The organism is Actinoplanes rectilineatus, from assembly GCF_000962825.1.
GTDB classification, from domain to species: Bacteria; Actinomycetota; Actinomycetes; order Mycobacteriales; family Micromonosporaceae; genus Actinoplanes; species Actinoplanes rectilineatus.
Map to the genome: position 1 here is coordinate 26,757 of NZ_JZKF01000003.1, position 19,321 is coordinate 46,077.

Consider the following 19,321-nt stretch of genomic DNA (forward strand, 5'->3'; position numbering starts at 1 on the left):
GACCGAACGGCCGTTAGGCTCTAGCCGTGCGGAAGATATTGATCGCCAACCGTGGTGAGATCGCCCTGCGCGTCATCCGGGCCTGCAAGGACGCCGGTCTGCTCAGCGTCGCCGTCTATGCCGGCAGTGACCGGGACGCGCCGCACGCGCGCCTGGCCGACGAGGCCTTCACCCTGGACGGTGAGACCGCTGCCGACACCTATCTCCGCATCGACAAGCTGCTGGACGTCGCGGCGCGGTCCGGCGCCGACGCGGTGCACCCGGGTTACGGGTTCCTCTCCGAGAACGCCGAGTTCGCCCAGGCGGTGCTCGACGCGGGCCTGATCTGGATCGGGCCGAGTCCGCAGTCCATTCGCGACCTGGGTGACAAGGTCACGGCTCGGCACATCGCCCAGCGGGCCGGTGCGCCGCTGGTGCCCGGCACCGCCGAGCCGGTCGCCGACGCGGCCGAGATCGTGGCGTTCGCCGAGGAGCACGGGCTGCCGGTGGCGATCAAGGCGGCGTTCGGCGGTGGCGGCCGCGGTCTGAAGGTGGCCCGCACGGTTGAGGAGATCCCGGCGCTGTTCGAGAGCGCGACCCGGGAGGCGGTGGCTGCTTTCGGTCGTGGGGAGTGCTTCGTCGAGCGCTATCTGGACCGCCCCCGGCACGTCGAGGCGCAGGTTCTGGCGGACGTCCACGGCCACGTGATCGTGGTCGGCACCCGGGACTGTTCGTTGCAGCGCCGGCATCAGAAGCTCGTCGAGGAGGCGCCCGCGCCGTTCCTCGACGACGCGCAGCGTGCCCAGATCCACGAGAGCGCGAAGGCGATCTGCAAGGAGGCCGGCTACCACGGGGCCGGCACGGTGGAATATCTCGTCGGCCAGGACGGGACGATCTCGTTCCTGGAGGTCAACACCCGTCTGCAGGTGGAACATCCGGTCAGTGAGGAGACCACCGGGCTGGACCTGGTGCGGGAGCAGTTCCGGATCGCGGCCGGCGAGCCGCTGGCGATCACCGAGGATCCGGTGCCGCGGGGTCACGCGATCGAGTTCCGGATCAACGGCGAGGACCCGGGCCGCAACTTCCTGCCGGCGCCGGGTGCGGTCACCGCGCTGACCTGGCCGTCCGGTCCGGGTGTGCGGGTCGACGCGGGTGTCGAGGCGGGCAGTGTCGTCGGCGGCAACTTCGACTCGCTGCTGGCGAAGATCATCGTGACCGGTGCGACCCGGACCGAGGCTCTGGAACGGGCCCGTCGGGTGCTCGACGAGACGGTCATCGAGGGGATCGCCACGGTGCTGCCGTTCCACCGGGCGGTGGTCCGCGACGACGCCTTCATCGGCACGCCGTTCACGGTCCACACCCGCTGGATCGAGACCGAATGGGACAATTCACTCGCTCCGGCGGCTATGTCCGTCATGCCGGTTTCCCCGGAGGATGAACGCGAGGCCGTTGTGGTCGAGGTCGGCGGGCGGCGCATCGAGGTGCGCCTTCCGGCGAACATCCTCGGGGGTACGCCGCCGGCCGCCCCCAGGCGCAGCCCGGGCCGTTCCCGTACCGCCGCGAACGCCGCGCCCGCGGTGACCTCGGCCGGGCTCGTCGCCCCGATGCAGGGGACGATCGTCAAGGTGGCCGTGCAGAACGGCGATCAGGTCGCGGAGGGCGACACGATCGTGGTCGTCGAGGCGATGAAGATGGAACAGCCCCTGCAGGCGCACCGGCCGGGCACGGTCGACGGCCTGACCGCCGAGGTCGGCGGCGCCGTCACCGCGGGCACGGTGATCTGCACGATCCTCGGGGAGTAAACCCTTTCCCGCCACGTCCTCGTTGAGACAGCGGCCCGCCCCGGTCCACGGACCGCCGGGTGGGCCGCCGGCACGGGACCTGCCGGCGGCCCGCGGCCTCGGCGCCGGGCTCAGGAGACTCGGCGACGCGGGCCATCCCACCGTACGCCGGTGCCGGGCGGCCATCGAAAACCGGACGCGCAGGGATGAACTCGCCACGTAGCGTGTCCGGCATCACCGCGGAGCGAGTTCCTTCGGAGAGCATGCTGAGCACAGCGCACTCTCAGCTACATCCACGCACAATGCCGTGAGTCCTTCAGCCTCGAGGTGGCCCCGCCGATGACCGAACTGTTGACCATGTTGGCCACACCGGCGTGGGCATACCTTGCCCTTTTCGGCTTCCTCGCGGTGGACGCGTTGATCCCGGTCGTGCCGATCCAGGCCATCATGATCACTTCGGGAGCGCTGACCGTCTACGGCAATCTCGACCTGGCCCTGGTGATCGCCACCGGCGCGGTCGGCATGTTCACCGGCGACACCATCGCCTTCGTGCTGGGACGCTCCACCGGCGCCCGGCTGAGCGCCCTCCGTGCCCGGTTCGCCCCACGGACCGAGGACCACGACTCCCGGACCCGCCGGGCCGCCGCCCGGTTCACCCGTGGCCTGCGCCGGCCGGGTCCGCTCGTGGTGCTGCTCTGCCGGTTCGTCCCGGGCGGCCGGATGGCGGCCGGCTACCACGCCGGCCGCACCGGATACCCGATCAAGCTGTTCGTCGCGTACGACGGCCTGGCCTCGCTCAGCTGGGCCTGTTACGGCGGGCTGGTCGGGCACCTCGGCGGCACCGCGATCACCCAGTCCGCGTGGCGCCTGTTCGCGGTGGCCGCGACCGCCGCCGTCGTCTTCGGCACCGCCGGGTGGATCCTGGCCCTCTTCGGCGGCCGGGACACCGCCGAAGAGCCCGAGGAGGACGAACCAGCCCTGACTACTGGACCTCGTGCAGCATCAGCTGCCGGGCCGCTTCCGCGATCGACCCGGAGAGCGAGGGGTAGATCGTGATGGTGTGCGCCAGCTGATCGACCGTCAGGTTGTTCTCGATCGCCATGGTGATCGGCAGGATCAGCTCGCTGGCCTTCGGGGCCACCACCACACCACCGACGATCTGCCCGGTCGCCGGACGGCAGAACAGCTTGACGAAACCGTCGTGCAGGCCGGCCATCTTGGCCCGGGCATTGCCGGTCAGCGGCAGCATCACCTGACGCGCCGGGATCCGGCCGGAATCCACCTCGTTCTGCGACACCCCGACGGTCGCCAGCTCCGGCTCGGTGAACACGTTCGCCGAGACGGTCCGCAGCCGCAGCGGCGCCACCGCCTCACCCATCGCGTGCCAGATCGCGATCCGGCCCTGCATCGCGGCCACACTCGCCAGCGGCAGCACGCCGGTGCAGTCACCGGCGGCGTAGATGCCCGGCACGTTCGTCCGGGAGACCCGGTCCACCGTGACGTAACCGCCGTCGCCGACCGCCACGCCGTACTCCGCGAGACCCAGGTCGGAAGTGTTCGGGACGGCGCCGACCGCGATCAGCGCGTGCGAACCCTCGACGACCCGGCCGTCGGAGAGCGTCACCCGGACGCCGTCGCCGGTGTTCACCACCGCATCGCCGCGGGCCTCGCTGAGGATGGTCATGCCCCGCTCGCGGAACACCCGCTCGATCGCCATCGCGGCGTCGGCGTCCTCGTGCGGCATCACCCGCTCCCGGCTGGACACCAGGGTCACCTTCACCCCCATCGCCAGGTACGCGCTGGCGAACTCGGCACCGGTCACCCCGGAACCGATCACCACCAGGTGCTCGGGCAGCTCGGTCAGGTCGTACACCTGACGCCAGTCCAGGATGCGTTCGCCGTCCGGGCGGGCGGTGGAGAGCACCCGCGGGGTGGCTCCGGTGGCCAGCAGCACGGTGTCGGCCTCGACCGCGTACTCGGCGGCGCCCTCCGGGGTGATCAGCACCTGGTGCGTATGGCCGAGACGGTCTTCGCCGAGCCGCGCCCGGCCGCGGACCACGTCCACACCCGCCTTGATCAACTTGGTCTGGATGTCACCCGACTGGGCGAGAGCAAGCTTCTTCACCCGGTCGTTGACCGCCGCGGCATCCACCGTGACGCCGTCCAGGCCGGTCGAGCGGATCCCGAAACGCTCGTTGTAGCGATGCCCGGTGACCACCTCGGAACTGGCGATGAACGCCTTCGAGGGCACGCAGTCGGTGAGCACACAGGCGCCACCGGGGCCGGCGGCCTCGACGAGGGTGACGTCCGCGTCGAGCTGAGCGGCGACGAGGGCAGCCTCGTAGCCACCCGGCCCTCCACCGATGATCACGATCCGACTCACGACTGACGACCTCCCGTAGCGGATGAGTCCTCCGGCACTGGAAAACTCAAGTAACCCTTATTGGACGTGCCGACACGCACGTCTCATATTCTCACCACCCGTCGCTCCGGCTATCGTCGTCGCCGTGCGTCACTACGCCGCGTATGGCTCGAACCTGGATCCCGCCCGCATGCGGGCCTACTGTCCGCACTCGCCCATGGTGGGCGTGGGGTGGATCGAAGGCTGGCGCCTCACCTTCGCCGGTGAGGGAGACATGGGCTGGGAGGGAGCGGTGACCACGATCGTCGAATCAGCCGGCGATCGGGTCTTCGTGTCCCTCTACGACGTCCACCCGTGGGACGCGGCACAACTCGACGAGGTCGAAGGCGTCAGCGCCGGGGCGTACCAGAAGGTGACGGTACGTGTATCGACACTTGACGGAGACGTATCCGCCTGGATTTACGTCTTCGCAGGGTACGAGGGCGGCATGCCGACCGCGTGGTATCTCTCCGAGATAGCCAACGCGGCCGAGAAGGCCGGCGCCCCCGACGACTACGTCTCCGAGCTGCGCCGCCGGCCCACCCGGACCGCCTCGCCCGAGGTGTAGACCGCGTTCAGCGCGGTCCGCGGACGCCCGCCCGGCGGGGCGGCGTCATGCCGAGCTTCACCATGCCCGGAAACAGGCCCGTTCTCCGTCAGCGGGCCAGACGGTGGCTCAGCGACTCGAGCAGGCCCGTGAACTCCAGGCGCTCGGCGCGGTCCAACGTCGCGTACGCCTGACCGGCCAGTGAATGCGCCACCGCCTCCGCCCACATCAGACGCCGCACCAGCGGACCGGCCGGCGGATAGGGCGGCTGCCAGCCGAACGCCACCGCACCGGTCTCGCCGTCCGGGCCGGCGATGATCGCCTCGAGCGGGCTGAGCCCACTGGCACGGACCGCGATGACATGCACGCCCTGCCGGTGCTCGTGCAGCAGGTGCAGCAGCACCGCGGCCCGGGCGCCCGGTGCCGTCTCCGGAGGTGGCATCGCCCGCCACGCCGCGAACAACGGCAGCCCTGCCGGGTCGACCGCGTCCACCACCCGGTGGGACAGCTCCAACAGCCGGGTCAGCCGGGGGAAACCGCCGAGCTGCTCCACCCCCCACGTGCACAGTTCGTGCAGGTGCCAGGCGGCCACCTCGGACGGCGCGGACGCCTTGACCGTCGCCTCCCAGCCGTCGGTGACCGCGTCCGGCGCGATGAAGGCGAGCGCGGACGCCACCGTCTCCGGCCGGACCTCGCCGAGCGCGCCGGCCCGGGCCGAGACGTGGTAGGCCCACCCGGACAGGCCCAGCAGCCGGGCGCGGCGCAGCGTCTGCGGCGATTCGGCGAAGGCTCCGACGATGGTGGCGAGTCCCGCTTTGGCGTTGGCGGCAGCCTGATCCGGGGTCACGTCAGCGATTCTGCTCCGGAACCGCCGGGAAGGAAAACGCTTCCTTCGATCGATGAACCACCACCGGCACGGACAGGGCGGATCCGGTCGTCGTCGGGGGCCACTCACCGATGCCGGTCCACCACCGACCCGGCCGTCACCGGTGGGTGATCCCCGCGTGGCCCATCGGCCGTCCTTCGTCCGGCCCGGTCAGTCGGCGCCTTCGGCGGTCAGGTCCTCGATGGCCGCCTGCACGTCACCGACCCGTCGCCGGGCGGCTGCGGCCTCCCGCTCGGCGTTGCGCCGGGTGGTCTTGCGCCGGGCCACGTCGGCCACCGCCTCGGCCCGGCGGCGTTCCAACTCGGCCAGTTCGGCGTCCAGGTCCTCGACGAGGTGGCCGGCGTCGCGTTCGGCTTGTACGGCGCGTTCCAGGCGGCCGTCGGCGCGCCGCTCGTCCGCCTGCGCGGTCTGCATCTCCCGCTCCAACTCGCGCCGGCGCCGCTCATCCTGACGTCGCCGCTCGTCCTGACGGTGGCGTACTTCCCGGCTGTGACGCTCGTTCTGCCGCTGGGCCGGTTCTGCCGTCCGGGCCGGCTCCTCGACGGCCTCATCACCCGTGGCATCGCCGCCGGCTTCCGGTCCGCCGGCCCTCTCCGAGTCCCCTACCGCTCGCAACCGCGCAACGGTCTCCGCAGGTTCTTCGCTGTCGGTGGCCTCAGCATCGGCGCTGGTCTGCGGGACTTCGGGGCCGGCGGGCGGGTCGTCGGCCACCAGGCGTAGCCGGGGGCGCGGCACCTCACCGAAACCCGCATATGCGGCTGCCCGGATCAGCCGCCCGGTCCGCACCTGTTCGGCGATCTCCGGTTCGGCCAGCGCCGCGGTCAGTGTCGCCTCCACCTCGCCGAGGGGGAGTTTCCCGGCCGGGGTGCCGGCTTCGACGGCCAGGTCACGGGCCGCCGCCACCAGGGACGAGACGAACCGGCGGCGCTGGGCGGAGAGTTCGCGCAGCTGATCGCCGTGCAGGTCACGCTGGGCCGACCGCAGTGCCGTGGCCAGGCCGGCCAACTCCTCGATCAGGTCCGGCCTGCGTAGCGCGAGCAGGTTGACCAGCCAGGCAGCCACGGTCGGCTTCTTGAGGGCGGCGAGGCGTCTCGCGGTCTCCCGGTCGCCGGCCTGCCGGGCCCGGGCGACCGCCTCGGACCGGCCGGCCACGAATCCGTCCGGCGGAGCCTCGTAGAGCCGCCGGACGTCGCCGTCAGCCGAGGACGACACTGCCGGGTGCGGCCCGCTCGAACGTCGTCTCGGAGAACTTCTCCAGGTGCTGGCCGTAGATCGCCGCACCCCGCTCGTTGATCAGCCCGTCGTGCAGCGCGAAGGCCCGCTCCGGGCGGACCTCCCGGACGAACGCCAGCGACTCGGCGATGGTGGCCCATGGCGCGTTCATCGGCGCGAACAGGGTCTCGACCGGCTCGCCGGGCGCCACGAACGAGTCGCCCGGGTGGTAGAAGTTGCTCCCGCCGTCCGTGACGAGGTAGCCCAGGTTCGCGAAGACCGGCACGTACGGGTGAATGATCGCGTGCCGGCCGCCGACCGCCCGCACCCGGAAGCCGGCCGCCTCGAACTCCTCGCCGGCGGTCACCGTCGTCACCGCCTGCGCCACATCGGACAGCAGGGGACGTACCGCCTCGGGTGTGAAGATCCGCATCGCCGGGTGGCGGGCCACCGCCGCGGTCACCGCCGCCACGTCCAGGTGGTCGGCGTGCTCGTGGGTGATGAGCACCGCGTCCGCACCGTCCAGTGCCGACGATTCGGAGAATTCACCAGGATCCATGACGAGAACCCCCGATCCTTCGACCCGTAGGCAGGAATGCGTGAACTTCGTGACGCGCACGGGACCCCTCCGCAGCTGAATCGTGACCGCTCGTATCGCAGTCTGCCGGAACCGGACGACGTCCACCGTACGTCCGAACGCTCAGGTGACGATTCGGATCGGAGCGACCATGAGAAAACGGGGAGCCATCGCGAGCCTGGGGGCGGTGCTGCTGACCGGCGGCCTGCTCGCCGGATGCGGTGCGGACGATGCGGCGGACCATTCGTCGGACAGCGGATCAGCCGTCGCGCCGGCCGGCGGCAAGGGCGAGGAGGCCACGGTCGGCGGCGCCGCGCCGCAGGCCGAGGAGACCGCCGGGAACACGCCGGCCGACCTGCGGGTGGACCAGCGTTCGATCATCTACACCGGCACGATCACCGTCCGGGTCGACGACGTCACCGCCGCGGCCGCGCGGACCACCGGCATCGTCTCGACCGCCGGTGGCTTCATCGGCGGCGACGAGCGGCACAGCGACGCCGGGTCGGCGAGCGCCAACCTGATCCTGCGGGTGCCGGCCGACAAGTTCGCCGGGGTGGTCGACCAGGTCGCCGGGCTGGGTGACGAGGAGGGCCGCGGGATCAACACCCAGGACGTCACCGAGGAGGTGGTCGACCTGGACGCCCGGATCACCGTGCAGCAGGCCCGGGTGGAGAGCGGCCGGCGGCTGCTCGGCCAGGCCAAGTCGCTCGAGGATCTGGTCATGCTGGAGGGCGAGGTGGCCAGCCGGGAGTCCGATCTGGCGTCGCTGCAGGCCAAGAAACGCCGGCTGGCCGACCTGACGGCGCTCTCCACGATCACCGTCGTGCTGCTCGCCCGGGACGCTCCGGCCACCGACGACCCGGACGACGACCCGCCGGGCTTCCTGGCCGGCCTGAGCGGCGGCTGGAAGGCCCTGACGGCGTCGCTGGCGGTCCTGCTCACCCTGCTGGGTGTCCTGCTGCCCTGGGTGCTCGCGATCGGGCTGCCGGCGTGGGGTGTGACGTACCTGGTCCGGCGGTACCGCCGTCCGGCCGCCGTGCCGCCCCCGCCGGTCGCCGAACCCGAGACCACCGCCTGACCGGCCCCGGCGAGCGTGGTGAGCCGCGAGGAACGGCTCACCACGCAGGCGTACCCCCGGAAGGGTCTCGTCTCAGAATTCGCCGGTCGCCAGCGCGGCCAGTGCGGTGTGCACCATCACCCGCACCCCGTGACCGATGCAGCTCTCGTCCACGTCGAAGTTCCCACGGTGCAGGTCGAGACGCTTGTCGGATCCCGGCACGCCGGTGCCCAGCCGGATCATCGCGCCCGGCACGTGCTCCAGGTAGAACGAGAAGTCCTCGCCGCCCATGCTGAGCTCGGCCTCGACCACCCGGTCCGCGCCGAGGGCCGCTCCGGCCGCACCGGCGACGACCGCGTTCGCCATCCGGTCGTTGATCACCGGCGGGACACCCCGACGGTAGTTGACCTCGACCTCGGCCCCGGTCGCGGCCACCACGTCACGGATCAGCTTGGTGATCAGCTCGGGGGCCTCCCGCCACGCGTCCCGGTTGAGGATGCGGACCGTGCCGCGCACCTCGCCCGAGCCGGGGATGGCGTTGAACGCCTGGCCGGCGTGCACCGCACCCCAGACCATCGAGACGCCGGCACGCGGGTCCATCCGGCGGTCCAGCAGCGCGGGGACGTCGACGATCACCCGGCCCAGTGCGTGCACCAGGTCGGCGGTCAGGTGCGGGCGGGCGGTGTGGCCGCCCGGCCCGGAGAGTTTGACCTCGACCGTGTCGGCGGCCGCGGTGAACGGCCCGGACCGGACCCCGACGAGGCCGGACGGCAGTTGCGGGTAGCAGTGCAGGCCGTAGATCGCGGCGACGTCCTTGAGGCCACCCGCGGCGATCACCTCGGGCGCGCCGGACGGGATCGCCTCCTCGGCCGGCTGGAACAGCATCCGGATCCGGCCGGGGAGCTGACCCTGCTCGTGGAGTTGGGCCAGGGCCAGCGCGGTGCCGAGCATGACGGTGGTGTGCACGTCGTGGCCGCAGGCATGCGCCAGTTCGTCCACGGTGCTGCGGTAGGGCACGTCCTTGAGGTCCTGCAGCGGCAGCGCGTCGATGTCGGCGCGGAACGCGATGACCCGGTCACCCTCGCCGATGTCGCAGATGACGCCGTTGCCGCGGGGCATCAGGCGCGGGGCGAGGCCGGCGACCTCGAGCTCCCGGACGATCAGCGCGGCCGTCTCGAACTCGGAGTGCGAGGGCTCCGGGTGAGCGTGAATGTGGCGTCGAATGCTTACCAGCTCGGCACCCCGCGCGGCGAGCCAGCGGTCCAGCCGGCCGGGGAGTGGATCGGCGCCGGGCCGGGGGCCGGGCCATGCCGTATCGGCGCCGTCGGGCGCCTCCAGAGCAGTAGTCACGTCGGTTTCCGTATTCACTCTCAAGGTTTGTCGGGTTTGCGAAGGCGACAGCATATCCCGAATGACGTCACGCTGTGTAACGGTCGGGTAAAGAGGTAATCACGCCGCGACCGATCGTCGGATGGGCACTCGGGAGATCGTCCCGGCTTGCCGACACCCTCAACGGATAGTGGATCGCGGAGGTGACGCGACACACCAGCAGTACGTTACGCCGGTCCAGGTGCGCGCGACCGGCCGGTGGACACCTCGGACCCCGTGTGATGTGTGGCATACGTCTCCTACGGTGGCACGCGGGCGCAAGACCTCCATGGCCGGCGGGAGTCACGCTCCGCGTACGCCCCCCGGGTGTACGGGTTGCCCCGGGGCCCAGCCCATGGAAATGTCACCGGGACCGCACCCCGGCCCGCCCGGAAAGCTCGTTCCGGCATTCACACCGATGATCCCCATCTTCACCGGGGCGTCCGACGGTGAAGGATTTGGTACTTAGCGTCCAAGATTGATACACCCTCGGCCACGCCCTGACTACCCACCGTCGAAGTGTGATTAACACTCCCGTAGCGACTTTCAATCGGCGCCTGCCAGCGGGCAAGATAGCGGGGTTGGTCGACAGCCCCTATACCCCCTCGGTGGCATCCTCAGTGACTCAGATTCCGACGTGGAGCGGCGGCGGCGCTCCCTCCAGCGGACGCGCAGCCCCTGGCACGCTCATCGGCGGGCGGTACACACTGCGCGCCGCAGTCGGTCACGGCGGCATGGGCACGGTGTGGCGGGCGGCGGACACGCTCCTGCGCCGCGACGTGGCGATCAAGGAGGTCATCCTCCCGCCCGGCCTGGCCCCGAGCGACCGCGACTCGATGTATGAACGGACCATGCGCGAGGCCCGGGCGGCCGCCGCGCTCCAGCATCCGGCCGTCGTGCAGGTCTACGACGTGGTGCACGAGAACGACCGGCCGTGGATCGTGATGGAGCTGCTCGACGCGCGCAGCCTCGCGGACATGGTGATCGAGGACGGCCCGGTGCCCTCCCGGGTGGTCGCCAAGATCGGCATCGCGCTGCTCGGCGCGCTCGAGGTCGCGCACGCCCACGGCGTGCTGCACCGCGACGTCAAGCCGGCCAACGTGCTGATCTGTCAGGACGGCCGCTGCGTGCTCACCGACTTCGGTGTGGCCCGGATGCCCACCGACGTGCAGCTGACCACGCCCGGCATGGTTCTCGGCTCGCCGCACTTCATCTCCCCCGAGCGGGCCATGGGGCAGGACTTCGGTCCGCCCAGCGACCTGTTCTCGCTCGGCGTGACGCTCTACACCGCGATCGAGGGCCGCCCGCCGTTCGACAAGGGCGACCCGATCGAGACCATGCACTCGGTCGTCGAGGACCCGCCCGCCCCGGTGGCACGGGCCGGCTCGCTGACCCCGGTGCTGATGGGCCTGCTGGAGAAGGACCCGGCCCGCCGGATGGACGTGCAGACCGCGCGGACCATCCTGCGGCAGCAGCTGGCCGGCCCGCTGGCCAGCAAGAGCCCGCCGCACATGATGACCGACCCCTACTCGGTGGTCTCCAGCCCGCGCCCGACCAGCCCGGCGCCGGTCGAGACGCAGCAGATCCCGCCGCAGCCGACCGGCCAGATCGGCGGCCGGGCCATGCTCGGTGCCGGCGAGTCGCTCACCGACCACCTCGCCAAGCTCGACCAGCAGAACCAGGGCGGCGGCCGGCGCCGTGCCCCGGAGCCGGTCGGACCGGGCGCGATGGCCCCGACCGGCACCCTGCCGGCCCACAAGGTCCCCCAGCCGTACGGCACGCCCACCCCGTACGGCACGCCCAACCCGAACGGCGCGACGAGCGTCATCCCGCCGCAGAACGCGTGGAACCCGCAGGCCCGTCCGGGCACCGTGGTCACCTCGCCGTCGGCCAAGCGTGGCGGCCTGGACGGCGTGAAGCAGACCGTGCAGGCGAGCGCCGGGCGCGCCGTCGACACGTTCAAGTCGTGGCCGCGCAACAAGCAGCTGGCCGGTTCGGGTGCGGCCGCCCTGGTGCTGATCCTGGTGCTGGTCTTCGCCTTCAGCGGTGGTGAGGACGCCCCGGCGACCGACCCGGCCGCGGCTCCGGTGTCGAGTGCGGCGCCCGCGGCCGTCCAGACCCAGGACTACGAGGGCAACGAGGCGGTCACCGTCAAGGTCCCGGCCGGCTGGACCCGTGGCACCGGCGGCTCCTACGTCGACTACATCGACCCGGAGGACAACAAGACCAAGGTCCGGATCCTGATCGAGTCCGGCAAGATCAGCCCGACCCGGTTCGTCAGCGAGACCGCCCCGGGCACGCTGAAGAAGTCGAAGAACTGCCCGACCCCGTTCAAGTCGCTCGGCACCGAAGAGGTGGACGTCTCCGGCAACGCGGGCGCCCAGTTCGAGTACACCTGCGGCGAGGGTGCCGACATGCGCCACGGCATCTGGCGGATGACCACCGTCGGCGGCAAGATGTACTCCTTCTTCCTCACCACGCTCGACAGTGACTTCGCGGACAAGAAGCCGTACTTCGACGCCATGGCCGAGAGCTTCCAGCTGAACCTCTGATCCCGGCTGTGCTATCAATCCCTGATGGCACCACAAGTTGATGTTGAGCTGAAGGAACGGGCCGAGACCTGGCTCGCCGACGATCCCGATCCGGCGAGCCGGGCCGAGTTGCGCGAGTTGATCGACGGACTTCCGGGCACCGCGGCCGAGCTGCGGGACCGGTTCGCCGGCCCGCTCACCTTCGGCACCGCCGGCCTGCGCGGCCGGTTGCGCGCCGGACCGAACGGGATGAACCTCGCCGTCGTCACCCAGGCCGCGGCCGGTCTGGTGGCCTGGCTGGCCGACCAGGGCGGCAAGGGCCCGCTGGTGATCGGTTACGACGCACGGCACGGCTCGCTCGCCTTCGCCGAGCAGACCGCCCGGGTGGCCACCGGCGCCGGACGGCAGGCGCTGCTGCTGCCGCACACGCTGCCCACCCCGGTGCTCGCCTACGCGGTCCGGGCGCTCGGCGCGGTGGCCGGTGTGATGGTGACCGCCAGCCACAACCCGCCGCAGGACAACGGCTACAAGGTCTATCTGGGTGCCCAGCTGGGCGGACCGGACGGCGACGGCGCGCAGATCGTGCCACCGGCCGACCTGGGCATCGAGGCCGCCATCCGGGCGGTGACCGGCATCGCGTCGGTCCCGCTGGGCGATCCGGGCACGCTTCTCGACGACACGACCGCTGCGGGGTACGTGCAGAGTGCCGCGGCCGTGCTGACCCCGGGTGGCCCGCGTGACCTGACGATCGCGTACACCCCGATGCACGGGGTGGGCGGGGCCACGCTCGCCGAGGCGTTCCTCGCCGCCGGTTTCCGCGCGCCGGAGATCGTCGCCGCCCAGGCCGAGCCGGACCCCGAGTTCCCGACCGTGTCGTTCCCGAACCCGGAGGAGCCGGGCGCCATGGACCGGCTGCTGGCCCTGGCCGACGCCACCGGCGCGGACCTGGCCGTCGCCAACGACCCGGACGCCGACCGGTGCGCCATCGCCATCCCCACGCCGGACGGCTGGCGGCCGTTGCGCGGGGACGAGCTGGGCGTGCTCCTGGCCGACCATCTGATCCGCCGGGGGACTCCGGGCCTCTACGCCACCACGATCGTCTCCTCGTCGCTGCTGGGCCGCCTCTGCGCCGCGCGGGGCGTGCCCTACGCGGAGACCCTCACCGGCTTCAAGTGGATCGTCCGGGCCGCCGAGGAGCTGGCGTACGGGTACGAGGAGGCGCTCGGGTACTGCGTCGCCCCCGGGCTGGTCCGCGACAAGGACGGCATCACCGCCGCCCTGACGATCGCCGAGCTGGCCGCCGCGCAGAAGGCCGAGGGGCGGACCCTCGCCGACCGGCTGGACGAGCTGGCGACCGAGTTCGGCGTGCACGCCACCGATCAGCTCGCGGTCCGGGTCGACGACCTGTCCGAGATCGGCCGGGCGATGACCCGCGCCCGGCGGCAACCGCCCGTCACCCTGCTCGGCGAGCCGGTGACCGGGGTGAGCGACCTGCTCCCGGAGAACGACGTGCTGACCTTCCGCACGGCGGCGGTACGCGTGGTGATCCGCCCGTCGGGGACGGAACCGAAGCTCAAGGCGTACCTCGAGGTGGTGGAACCGGTCGCCGGGGGTGACCTGACGGCGGCCCGGACCCGTGCCGCGGCCGGCCTCTCCGCCCTGCGCGGCGAGATCGCCACGGTGCTGGGTCTCTGACCCGGACGGCTTCTTGTCGGACGGCCTCTGGTCGAACGGCTCCGGGGAGGGCAGCGGCGCTGCTCTCCCCGGCGGTCAGGCGATCTTCGGCGTGCCGAGCGCGGCCGAGATCGCCTTGCCCAGAGTGGCCACCACCAGCGCGACGCTCGGTCGCACGATGGAGTCCTCCAGGCTCACGTCACCGACGAAGCCGGCATTGCTGGCGATCTCCTGCAGCCGCTCGTGGGCCCGCTGCGCGTCCTCGGGCGGCAGTTTCAGCGCCGGCTCCATCCGCGCCGCGCAGAGCAGCGTGGCGAGGGCCGCGGTGCGCTCGTCGGGCAGCGTGCCTCCGACCAGCGCGGTGGCGAGCCGCTGCCGGATCTCGGCCTCGTAGGCGGGGTCGCTGGTCGGGTAGCGGTGCACGTGGATCCAGCCGAGCTGGGTCTCGTCGACGTCCTGCACCACCCCGCGTGAGCACAGGTCCTCCAGGACCCGGATGCGCAGACGGTGCCGGAGCCGCTGCAGCCACTGAGCCGGGGTGTGCGGCTCGTCGGCGGCGATCTTCTCCAGCACGGCGTCGGCGATCGGGTCTCCGAGCGGCGTGGCGTCGACCACCTTGAGGTAGCCGTCGGCCGCGTAGGCGACACGGTTCGCCAGCGCCAGGTCGATCAGGACGGCCGCGGCCATGCCCAGGTCGAGTCCGATGCGGGAACCGGTCGCCTTACCGGTGTGGTCGTCGTAAGCCAGGAGGAGAAGCTCCTCGGCGAGCGGGATGGGGGTCATATCTCGCAACGATAGTGCGCCCGGTCACGGGGTCCGATCCCCAGGTCGGTCACTTCCGCTGGACACCCAGCGTCTCGGGCCAGGCCCCACCGTCGAAGACGTTGGACCAGCTGTCGCTGATGTGACCCACGTCGACGGCCCACCGGCCCATCCGGGACAGCCAGGCGCTGACCAGCGTGCCCGCCGGGCCGAGCGACACCAGATAGAGCTTGTTCGGGTCCTCGTCCTCGAGCACCTTCATCAGGCGGGGCAGGTCGGAATACGCGTTGACCGGCAATGAGTAGAGGAACGAGCTGCTCTTCACGTTGTCGAACAGCTGCGGTGCCAGGGTGAACCGCGAGTTCTCCCCGGTGATGACGCAGATGTCCTGGTCCTGCCAGACCTGCCGCCACATGTCGGCGCCGCGCTGACCGAGCTGCTGGAAGAAGATCGGCCGGGAGACGTGGCTGTTGCCGAACGTCATGCCCGGCTTCAGCAGCGGCTTCACCTCGTGCCAGATGTCCGCCCAGACGCCCGACCAGTGCAGGTTGCGGTACGGGTACGGGAAGCCGAGCATCAGCCGGCTCTCGTCGAACCCGTCGAAGCGCAGCACCTCACGCAGGTCCGAGGCGAGCGCGGGCGACCAGGGCTGGAACTTCAGGTTGAAGTCCGAGCGCAGCATCGTCTTGAACTCGCCGTCGCCGAAGCGGGTGAAGCTGACCCGCTCGGTGATGAGGCGCTGCACCGTCTCCTCGAATCCGAGCTGCCGCTCGGTGGTGAAGGCGGTCACGTCGTCGACGACGTCCTTGGTGGCCAGGACCCGGAAGAGCTCGAGGTACTTCCGTTGTTCCCGCAGCTCCCAGCGGATGTCCGTGAGGATCTTGCGGTCCTCGTCGTGGCGCTTGCGCTCGGCGGCCTTACGCTTCTCGGCGGCCTTGCGCTTCTCCTCGGCTGCCTGGGCCTCCGCGGCCTTCTCGGCTTCGGACTTGAAGACCTCACGAAACACTGGACGTCCCTCGAATTCGGTGGCTATCAACTGATCTTGCGACCAGCATCCAGCATCGCATCGACGAGTCGCGAGGCGGCATGCCCGTCGTCGAGGTCGCTGGAGCGCTCCGCGAACGCCTTGTACTGGGTCGCGTACCGACCGCGAACCTGATCGGCGTCCCGGATCGCCTGGACGACCTCGTCGGAGGTGCTCAGCAGCGGGCCCGGCGCCTCGGACTCGAAGTCGAAGTAGAAGCCGCGCAGGTTGTCCCGGTAGTTCTCCAGGTCGTACGTGAAGAACAGCATGGGCCGTCCGGTGGCGGCGAAGTCGAACATCACCGAGGAGTAGTCGGTGATCAGGACGTCGGTGACCGCGAGCAGGTCGGCCATGTCCGGGTACGTGGACACGTCGTACACGAAGCCGTTGCCGGCGCCGCGGATCGGGTCCACCACGTTCGGGTGCCGGCGGACCAGCAGCACGTGGTCGTCGCCGAGCCGTTCCCGGGCGTCGTCCAGGTCCAGCATCATCGTCATCTTGTACGAGCCGCCGCGGTAGTACTCGTCGTCACGCCAGGTCGGCGCGTACAGCACGACCTTCTTGCCGTCCGGCAGGCCGATCCGCCGGCGCACGTCGGCGACCATCGCGTCCCGCTTCTCCCCCTCCAGGAAGAGCACGTCGTTACGCGGGTAGCCGACCTCGAGGATCTCGTTGGGGAACCGGAACGCCCGCCGCAGGATCGGCGTGCTGAACGTGTTCGGCGAGACCAGGTGGCTCCAGTTCTTCGACTCGTTCTCGAGCTTCTCGAAGTACTGCTTGTCGGCGAAGTGCAGGTCCTCGATGTCGAAGCCGATCCGCTTGAGCGGGGTGCCGTGCCAGGTCTGGATCACGACCTGGCCGGGGCGGCGCTCGAACCAGCCGGGCAGGTGCTGGTTGGTGACGATGTACCGGCTGGTGGCGAGGGCTTCGTACCACTCCCGGCGCCACAGGCCGACGGCCCGCCCGCTGTCCGGGATGGCGGCCTGGCCGTCGGTGACCACCCACAGGTGGCCGAGCGGCAGGTCCCGGCGGACCAGTTCCTCGTGCACCGCGCGCGGGCTGTCGGAGTACTGCCGGCCGGTGAAGCTGTTGTAGAGCACGACGTCGCGCAGCGGCGCCTTGCGCATCCGCGGGTAGAACTCGGTGCGGCTGCGGTAGCCGTTCGCCTTGCCGCGCTCCTCGTCGGTCAGCGCGGTCCGGACCCGGACCAGGGCCCGCTGGTCGGGGTAGTACCACTCGAGGGTGACCCGCTGCTGGTCGGTGGGGTGCGACAGCGGCAGGTTCTCCATCGCGGCGGCGGCCAGCGGCAGCGGGGCGACCGGCCCGTCCTCGCCGACCCGGTGGTAGAGGTCCCAGGTGCCGACGCGCAGCCGGATGTTCCAGCCGAAGCTCGGCACCTGCAACGGGTCCAGGTCGAGCTGCCAGGTGTCGCCGTCGACGACGACCGGGAAGTACCGCGTCTCGCGGGCGTTGGAGTACCGCACGACGAGCTGGAACTCGCTCCAGTCGCCCTGCGGCGGCAGGGTGCCGCTGAGCCGGAACCCGCCACCGGCCGCGGTGACGCCGGTGATCACCGGCATCGACGGCAGGGCGGTGAGCACCGGGTGACCCTTGCGGTCGGAGACCAGGGTGACCGTGCGGTGGTCGAGGTACTGCGGGGGGAACGTGAAGTAGTCGTGCAGGGCCAGCCGGATCGGCGCGCTGTGGTCGTCGCCGGCGGAGAGCTCGACGTCCCAGCGCTCGCCCGGCTCGCCGGGCAGCAGCTGCGCCGTCTCGACACCCGGCTCCTGCAGGTCGGCGACCGGCACCCGGAACGCGAACTTGTCGCCCTGGATCTCGACGGGGTAGCTGTGCCAGACGATGCCCGAGGTGCGCGACAGGCGGGCGGTGGCCGGCTTGCGGTTCGCGCCGGTCACCTCGCCGCGGATCTCGATGGCGTCGCCCTCCAGCGAGCCGCCGGTGATCCGGGCGCCGACGTGTTCCACGTGCAGCTGGAACTTGCCGTTGGTGACGACCGGGGTGATCCGCACGTCCTTGTCGACGTACATGCTGGTCAGCCGGACCGGGTTGGCGTGCTCGCCGACGGTCAGCGGGCCCTTGCTCTTCTGGCCCAGTCCGAGGACGCCCACCACGACGGTCCAGATGCCGTCGTGCCACTTGCCGTCGTCGCCGCGCAGCGCCTGCACGTCGATCTCGGCCTCGAAGCCGGACCAGTCGTAGGAGATGGTCTGGCTGCCGTGCACCGCCGAGGCGTCCAGGCACTTCTGGTTCGACAGCGGCTGGCGCTTGGTGCGGCGGCCCTCGGCGTCGCGCAGCCAGAGCAGTCGTGTGGTGGTCCAGGCGTGCGCGGCGGCCTGGCCGGGGATGAACGCGTGGCCGCGCAGGACCAGCTTGTTCTCGCGCCACTGGGCGTCGTGCAGCCGGGTCCGCGGGCGCGGGGTGCCGGCCAGGAAGAGCGTGCGCGGCACGTTCGGCAGGCGCTCCTCGAGGAACATCAGCTTGTGGTACCGCCGCAGGCCCTTGCGGACGATGCGGTGCCGCGACCGGACGGTCGGGATCATCTCCAGCAGCTCGGGCATCATCCGGTTGGCGACCAGCCGCCACAGCACCCGCTGGGCGGCGGTCAGCTCGTCGAAGACCCGCGGGTCGACGGTGTCCAGGAAGCGGTTGCAGCCGTCCAGGAAGATCTTTCGGTACTCGTCGTCGACCTTCGGCAGCTCACGCATGAAGATCATCAGGTCGCCGGCCAGCGCCGAGGCGTCGTAGATCCGCTTGATCTTGTGCTGCTTGCGCTTGGCCAGGAACCGGCTCACCTGCTCCACGCCGGCCAGCCGGTCGATGAAGCCGCGGACCTCGTCACGCCGCTGGGTGATCGACTTGCTCTGGCCCTCGCGCTCGCGCCAGTAGTAGACCGGCACGTCGAGCACGTCGACGCTCTTGGCGAGCACGTGCGCGGGCACGGTGACCGGGGTGTCCTCGTAGAGCACGCCCTCCGGGAAGGCCAGCTTGTGCTGGTCCCAGAACGAGCGGCGGAACACCTTGTTCCACGCGGTGCGGTCGTCCATCAGGTTGGACTGCTTGCTGACGTGCGTGCGCAGCACGGTGGTGGCGAACGCGGCGCGGTGCAGGGCGGACTGGTGCACGCCCTTGCTGTTGAGGCGCATCACGTTGCCGGAGGCGAAGTCGGAGCCGGTCTCGGAGATCGAGGCGATCAGCAGCTCGACGGCGGCCGGCGGCACGACGTCGTCACTGTCGACGAACATCAGGAACTCACCGGTCGCGTGCTCGACACCGGTGTTGCGCGCGGCACCCAGGCCGGCGTTCTCCTTCGTCACCAACTTGAACCGAGAGTCACGATCGGCGAAGCGCGCGGCGATCTCGCCACTCTCGTCGGTCGACCCGTCGTCGACCATGATCACTTCAAGGTTCGAGTAGTACTGAGCGGCGATCGAGTCCAAGCATTCATCGAGGTAGGCCGCCACGTTGTAGATCGGGACGACGACGCTCAGCACGGAATCCATC

14 protein-coding genes are annotated in these 19,321 nt (G+C 70.9%); 6 read left to right on the forward strand and 8 right to left on the reverse strand.

Features of this window, described 5'->3' with window-relative positions:
* Positions 1-26 precede the first annotated feature (26 nt).
* Positions 27-1,781 carry an acetyl/propionyl/methylcrotonyl-CoA carboxylase subunit alpha gene (locus tag WH85_RS02585; protein ID WP_045740021.1) on the forward strand — a complete coding sequence of 585 codons (1,755 nt, stop codon included), beginning with the start codon at positions 27-29 and terminating at the stop codon, positions 1,779-1,781.
* 318 nt (positions 1,782-2,099) lie between these two features.
* Entirely contained in the window at positions 2,100-2,816 is a 717-nt protein-coding gene (locus WH85_RS02590; protein WP_045740201.1) for a DedA family protein, read from the forward strand.
* Here the strand turns inward: WH85_RS02590 and WH85_RS02595 are convergent.
* Positions 2,743-4,143 carry an NAD(P)H-quinone dehydrogenase gene (locus tag WH85_RS02595; protein WP_045740022.1) on the reverse strand — a complete coding sequence of 467 codons (1,401 nt, stop codon included), beginning with the start codon at positions 4,141-4,143 and terminating at the stop codon, positions 2,743-2,745. The two genes, WH85_RS02590 and WH85_RS02595, sit on opposite strands and share 74 nt — an antisense overlap.
* 124 nt (positions 4,144-4,267) lie before the next feature.
* Between WH85_RS02595 and WH85_RS02600 the strand changes: the two genes are divergently transcribed.
* Positions 4,268-4,729, forward strand: a complete 462-nt coding sequence (locus WH85_RS02600; protein WP_045740023.1) for a gamma-glutamylcyclotransferase — start codon at positions 4,268-4,270, stop codon at positions 4,727-4,729.
* An 88-nt stretch (positions 4,730-4,817) separates the two neighbouring features.
* On the opposite strand, the gene WH85_RS02605 is transcribed toward WH85_RS02600, so the two are convergent.
* The 3 genes from WH85_RS02605 to WH85_RS02615 form a co-directional block, all read right to left on the reverse strand.
* A complete protein-coding gene (locus WH85_RS02605) occupies positions 4,818-5,555 on the reverse strand; it encodes an SCO6745 family protein (protein WP_045740024.1) in 738 nt (245 codons plus the stop codon).
* 189 nt (positions 5,556-5,744) lie between these two features.
* A complete protein-coding gene (locus WH85_RS02610) occupies positions 5,745-6,806 on the reverse strand; it encodes a hypothetical protein (protein ID WP_045740025.1) in 1,062 nt (353 codons plus the stop codon).
* Positions 6,790-7,425 carry an MBL fold metallo-hydrolase gene (locus WH85_RS02615; protein ID WP_045740026.1) on the reverse strand — a complete coding sequence of 212 codons (636 nt, stop codon included), beginning with the start codon at positions 7,423-7,425 and terminating at the stop codon, positions 6,790-6,792. The genes WH85_RS02610 and WH85_RS02615 overlap by 17 nt, the downstream gene beginning before the upstream one ends.
* A 109-nt stretch (positions 7,426-7,534) precedes the next feature.
* Here WH85_RS02615 and WH85_RS02620 point away from each other — a divergent pair, with 109 nt between their 5' ends.
* Positions 7,535-8,461 (forward strand): DUF4349 domain-containing protein, encoded by a 927-nt coding sequence (locus WH85_RS02620; protein WP_045740027.1) that lies wholly within the window; start codon positions 7,535-7,537, stop codon positions 8,459-8,461.
* A gap of 72 nt (positions 8,462-8,533) precedes the next feature.
* Here WH85_RS02620 and WH85_RS02625 read toward each other — a convergent pair whose 3' ends face one another.
* The gene (locus WH85_RS02625) at positions 8,534-9,790 is read right to left on the reverse strand and encodes an amidohydrolase (protein WP_045740028.1); all 1,257 of its coding nucleotides are present in this window, start codon (positions 9,788-9,790) and stop codon (positions 8,534-8,536) included.
* Between the two features lie 638 nt (positions 9,791-10,428).
* Between WH85_RS02625 and WH85_RS02630 the strand changes: the two genes are divergently transcribed.
* Both WH85_RS02630 and WH85_RS02635 read left to right on the forward strand, forming a co-directional pair.
* Positions 10,429-12,360 (forward strand): protein kinase domain-containing protein, encoded by a 1,932-nt coding sequence (locus tag WH85_RS02630; protein ID WP_045740029.1) that lies wholly within the window; start codon positions 10,429-10,431, stop codon positions 12,358-12,360.
* A gap of 24 nt (positions 12,361-12,384) precedes the next feature.
* Positions 12,385-14,034 carry a phospho-sugar mutase gene (locus WH85_RS02635; protein WP_045740030.1) on the forward strand — a complete coding sequence of 550 codons (1,650 nt, stop codon included), beginning with the start codon at positions 12,385-12,387 and terminating at the stop codon, positions 14,032-14,034.
* A 75-nt stretch (positions 14,035-14,109) separates the two neighbouring features.
* On the opposite strand, the gene WH85_RS02640 is transcribed toward WH85_RS02635, so the two are convergent.
* Genes WH85_RS02640 through WH85_RS02650 form a run of 3 tightly spaced genes read right to left on the reverse strand, consistent with a single transcriptional unit; the run spans position 14,110 to position 19,320 of the window.
* A complete protein-coding gene (locus WH85_RS02640; RefSeq protein ID WP_045740031.1) occupies positions 14,110-14,796 on the reverse strand; it encodes a GOLPH3/VPS74 family protein in 687 nt (228 codons plus the stop codon).
* A 49-nt stretch (positions 14,797-14,845) separates the two neighbouring features.
* Positions 14,846-15,781 carry a GT-D fold domain-containing glycosyltransferase gene (locus WH85_RS02645; protein ID WP_045740032.1) on the reverse strand — a complete coding sequence of 312 codons (936 nt, stop codon included), beginning with the start codon at positions 15,779-15,781 and terminating at the stop codon, positions 14,846-14,848.
* A 26-nt stretch (positions 15,782-15,807) separates the two neighbouring features.
* Positions 15,808-19,320, reverse strand: a complete 3,513-nt coding sequence (locus WH85_RS02650) for a bifunctional glycosyltransferase/CDP-glycerol:glycerophosphate glycerophosphotransferase (RefSeq protein WP_045740033.1) — start codon at positions 19,318-19,320, stop codon at positions 15,808-15,810.
* Between the last annotated feature and the right edge of the window lies 1 nt (position 19,321).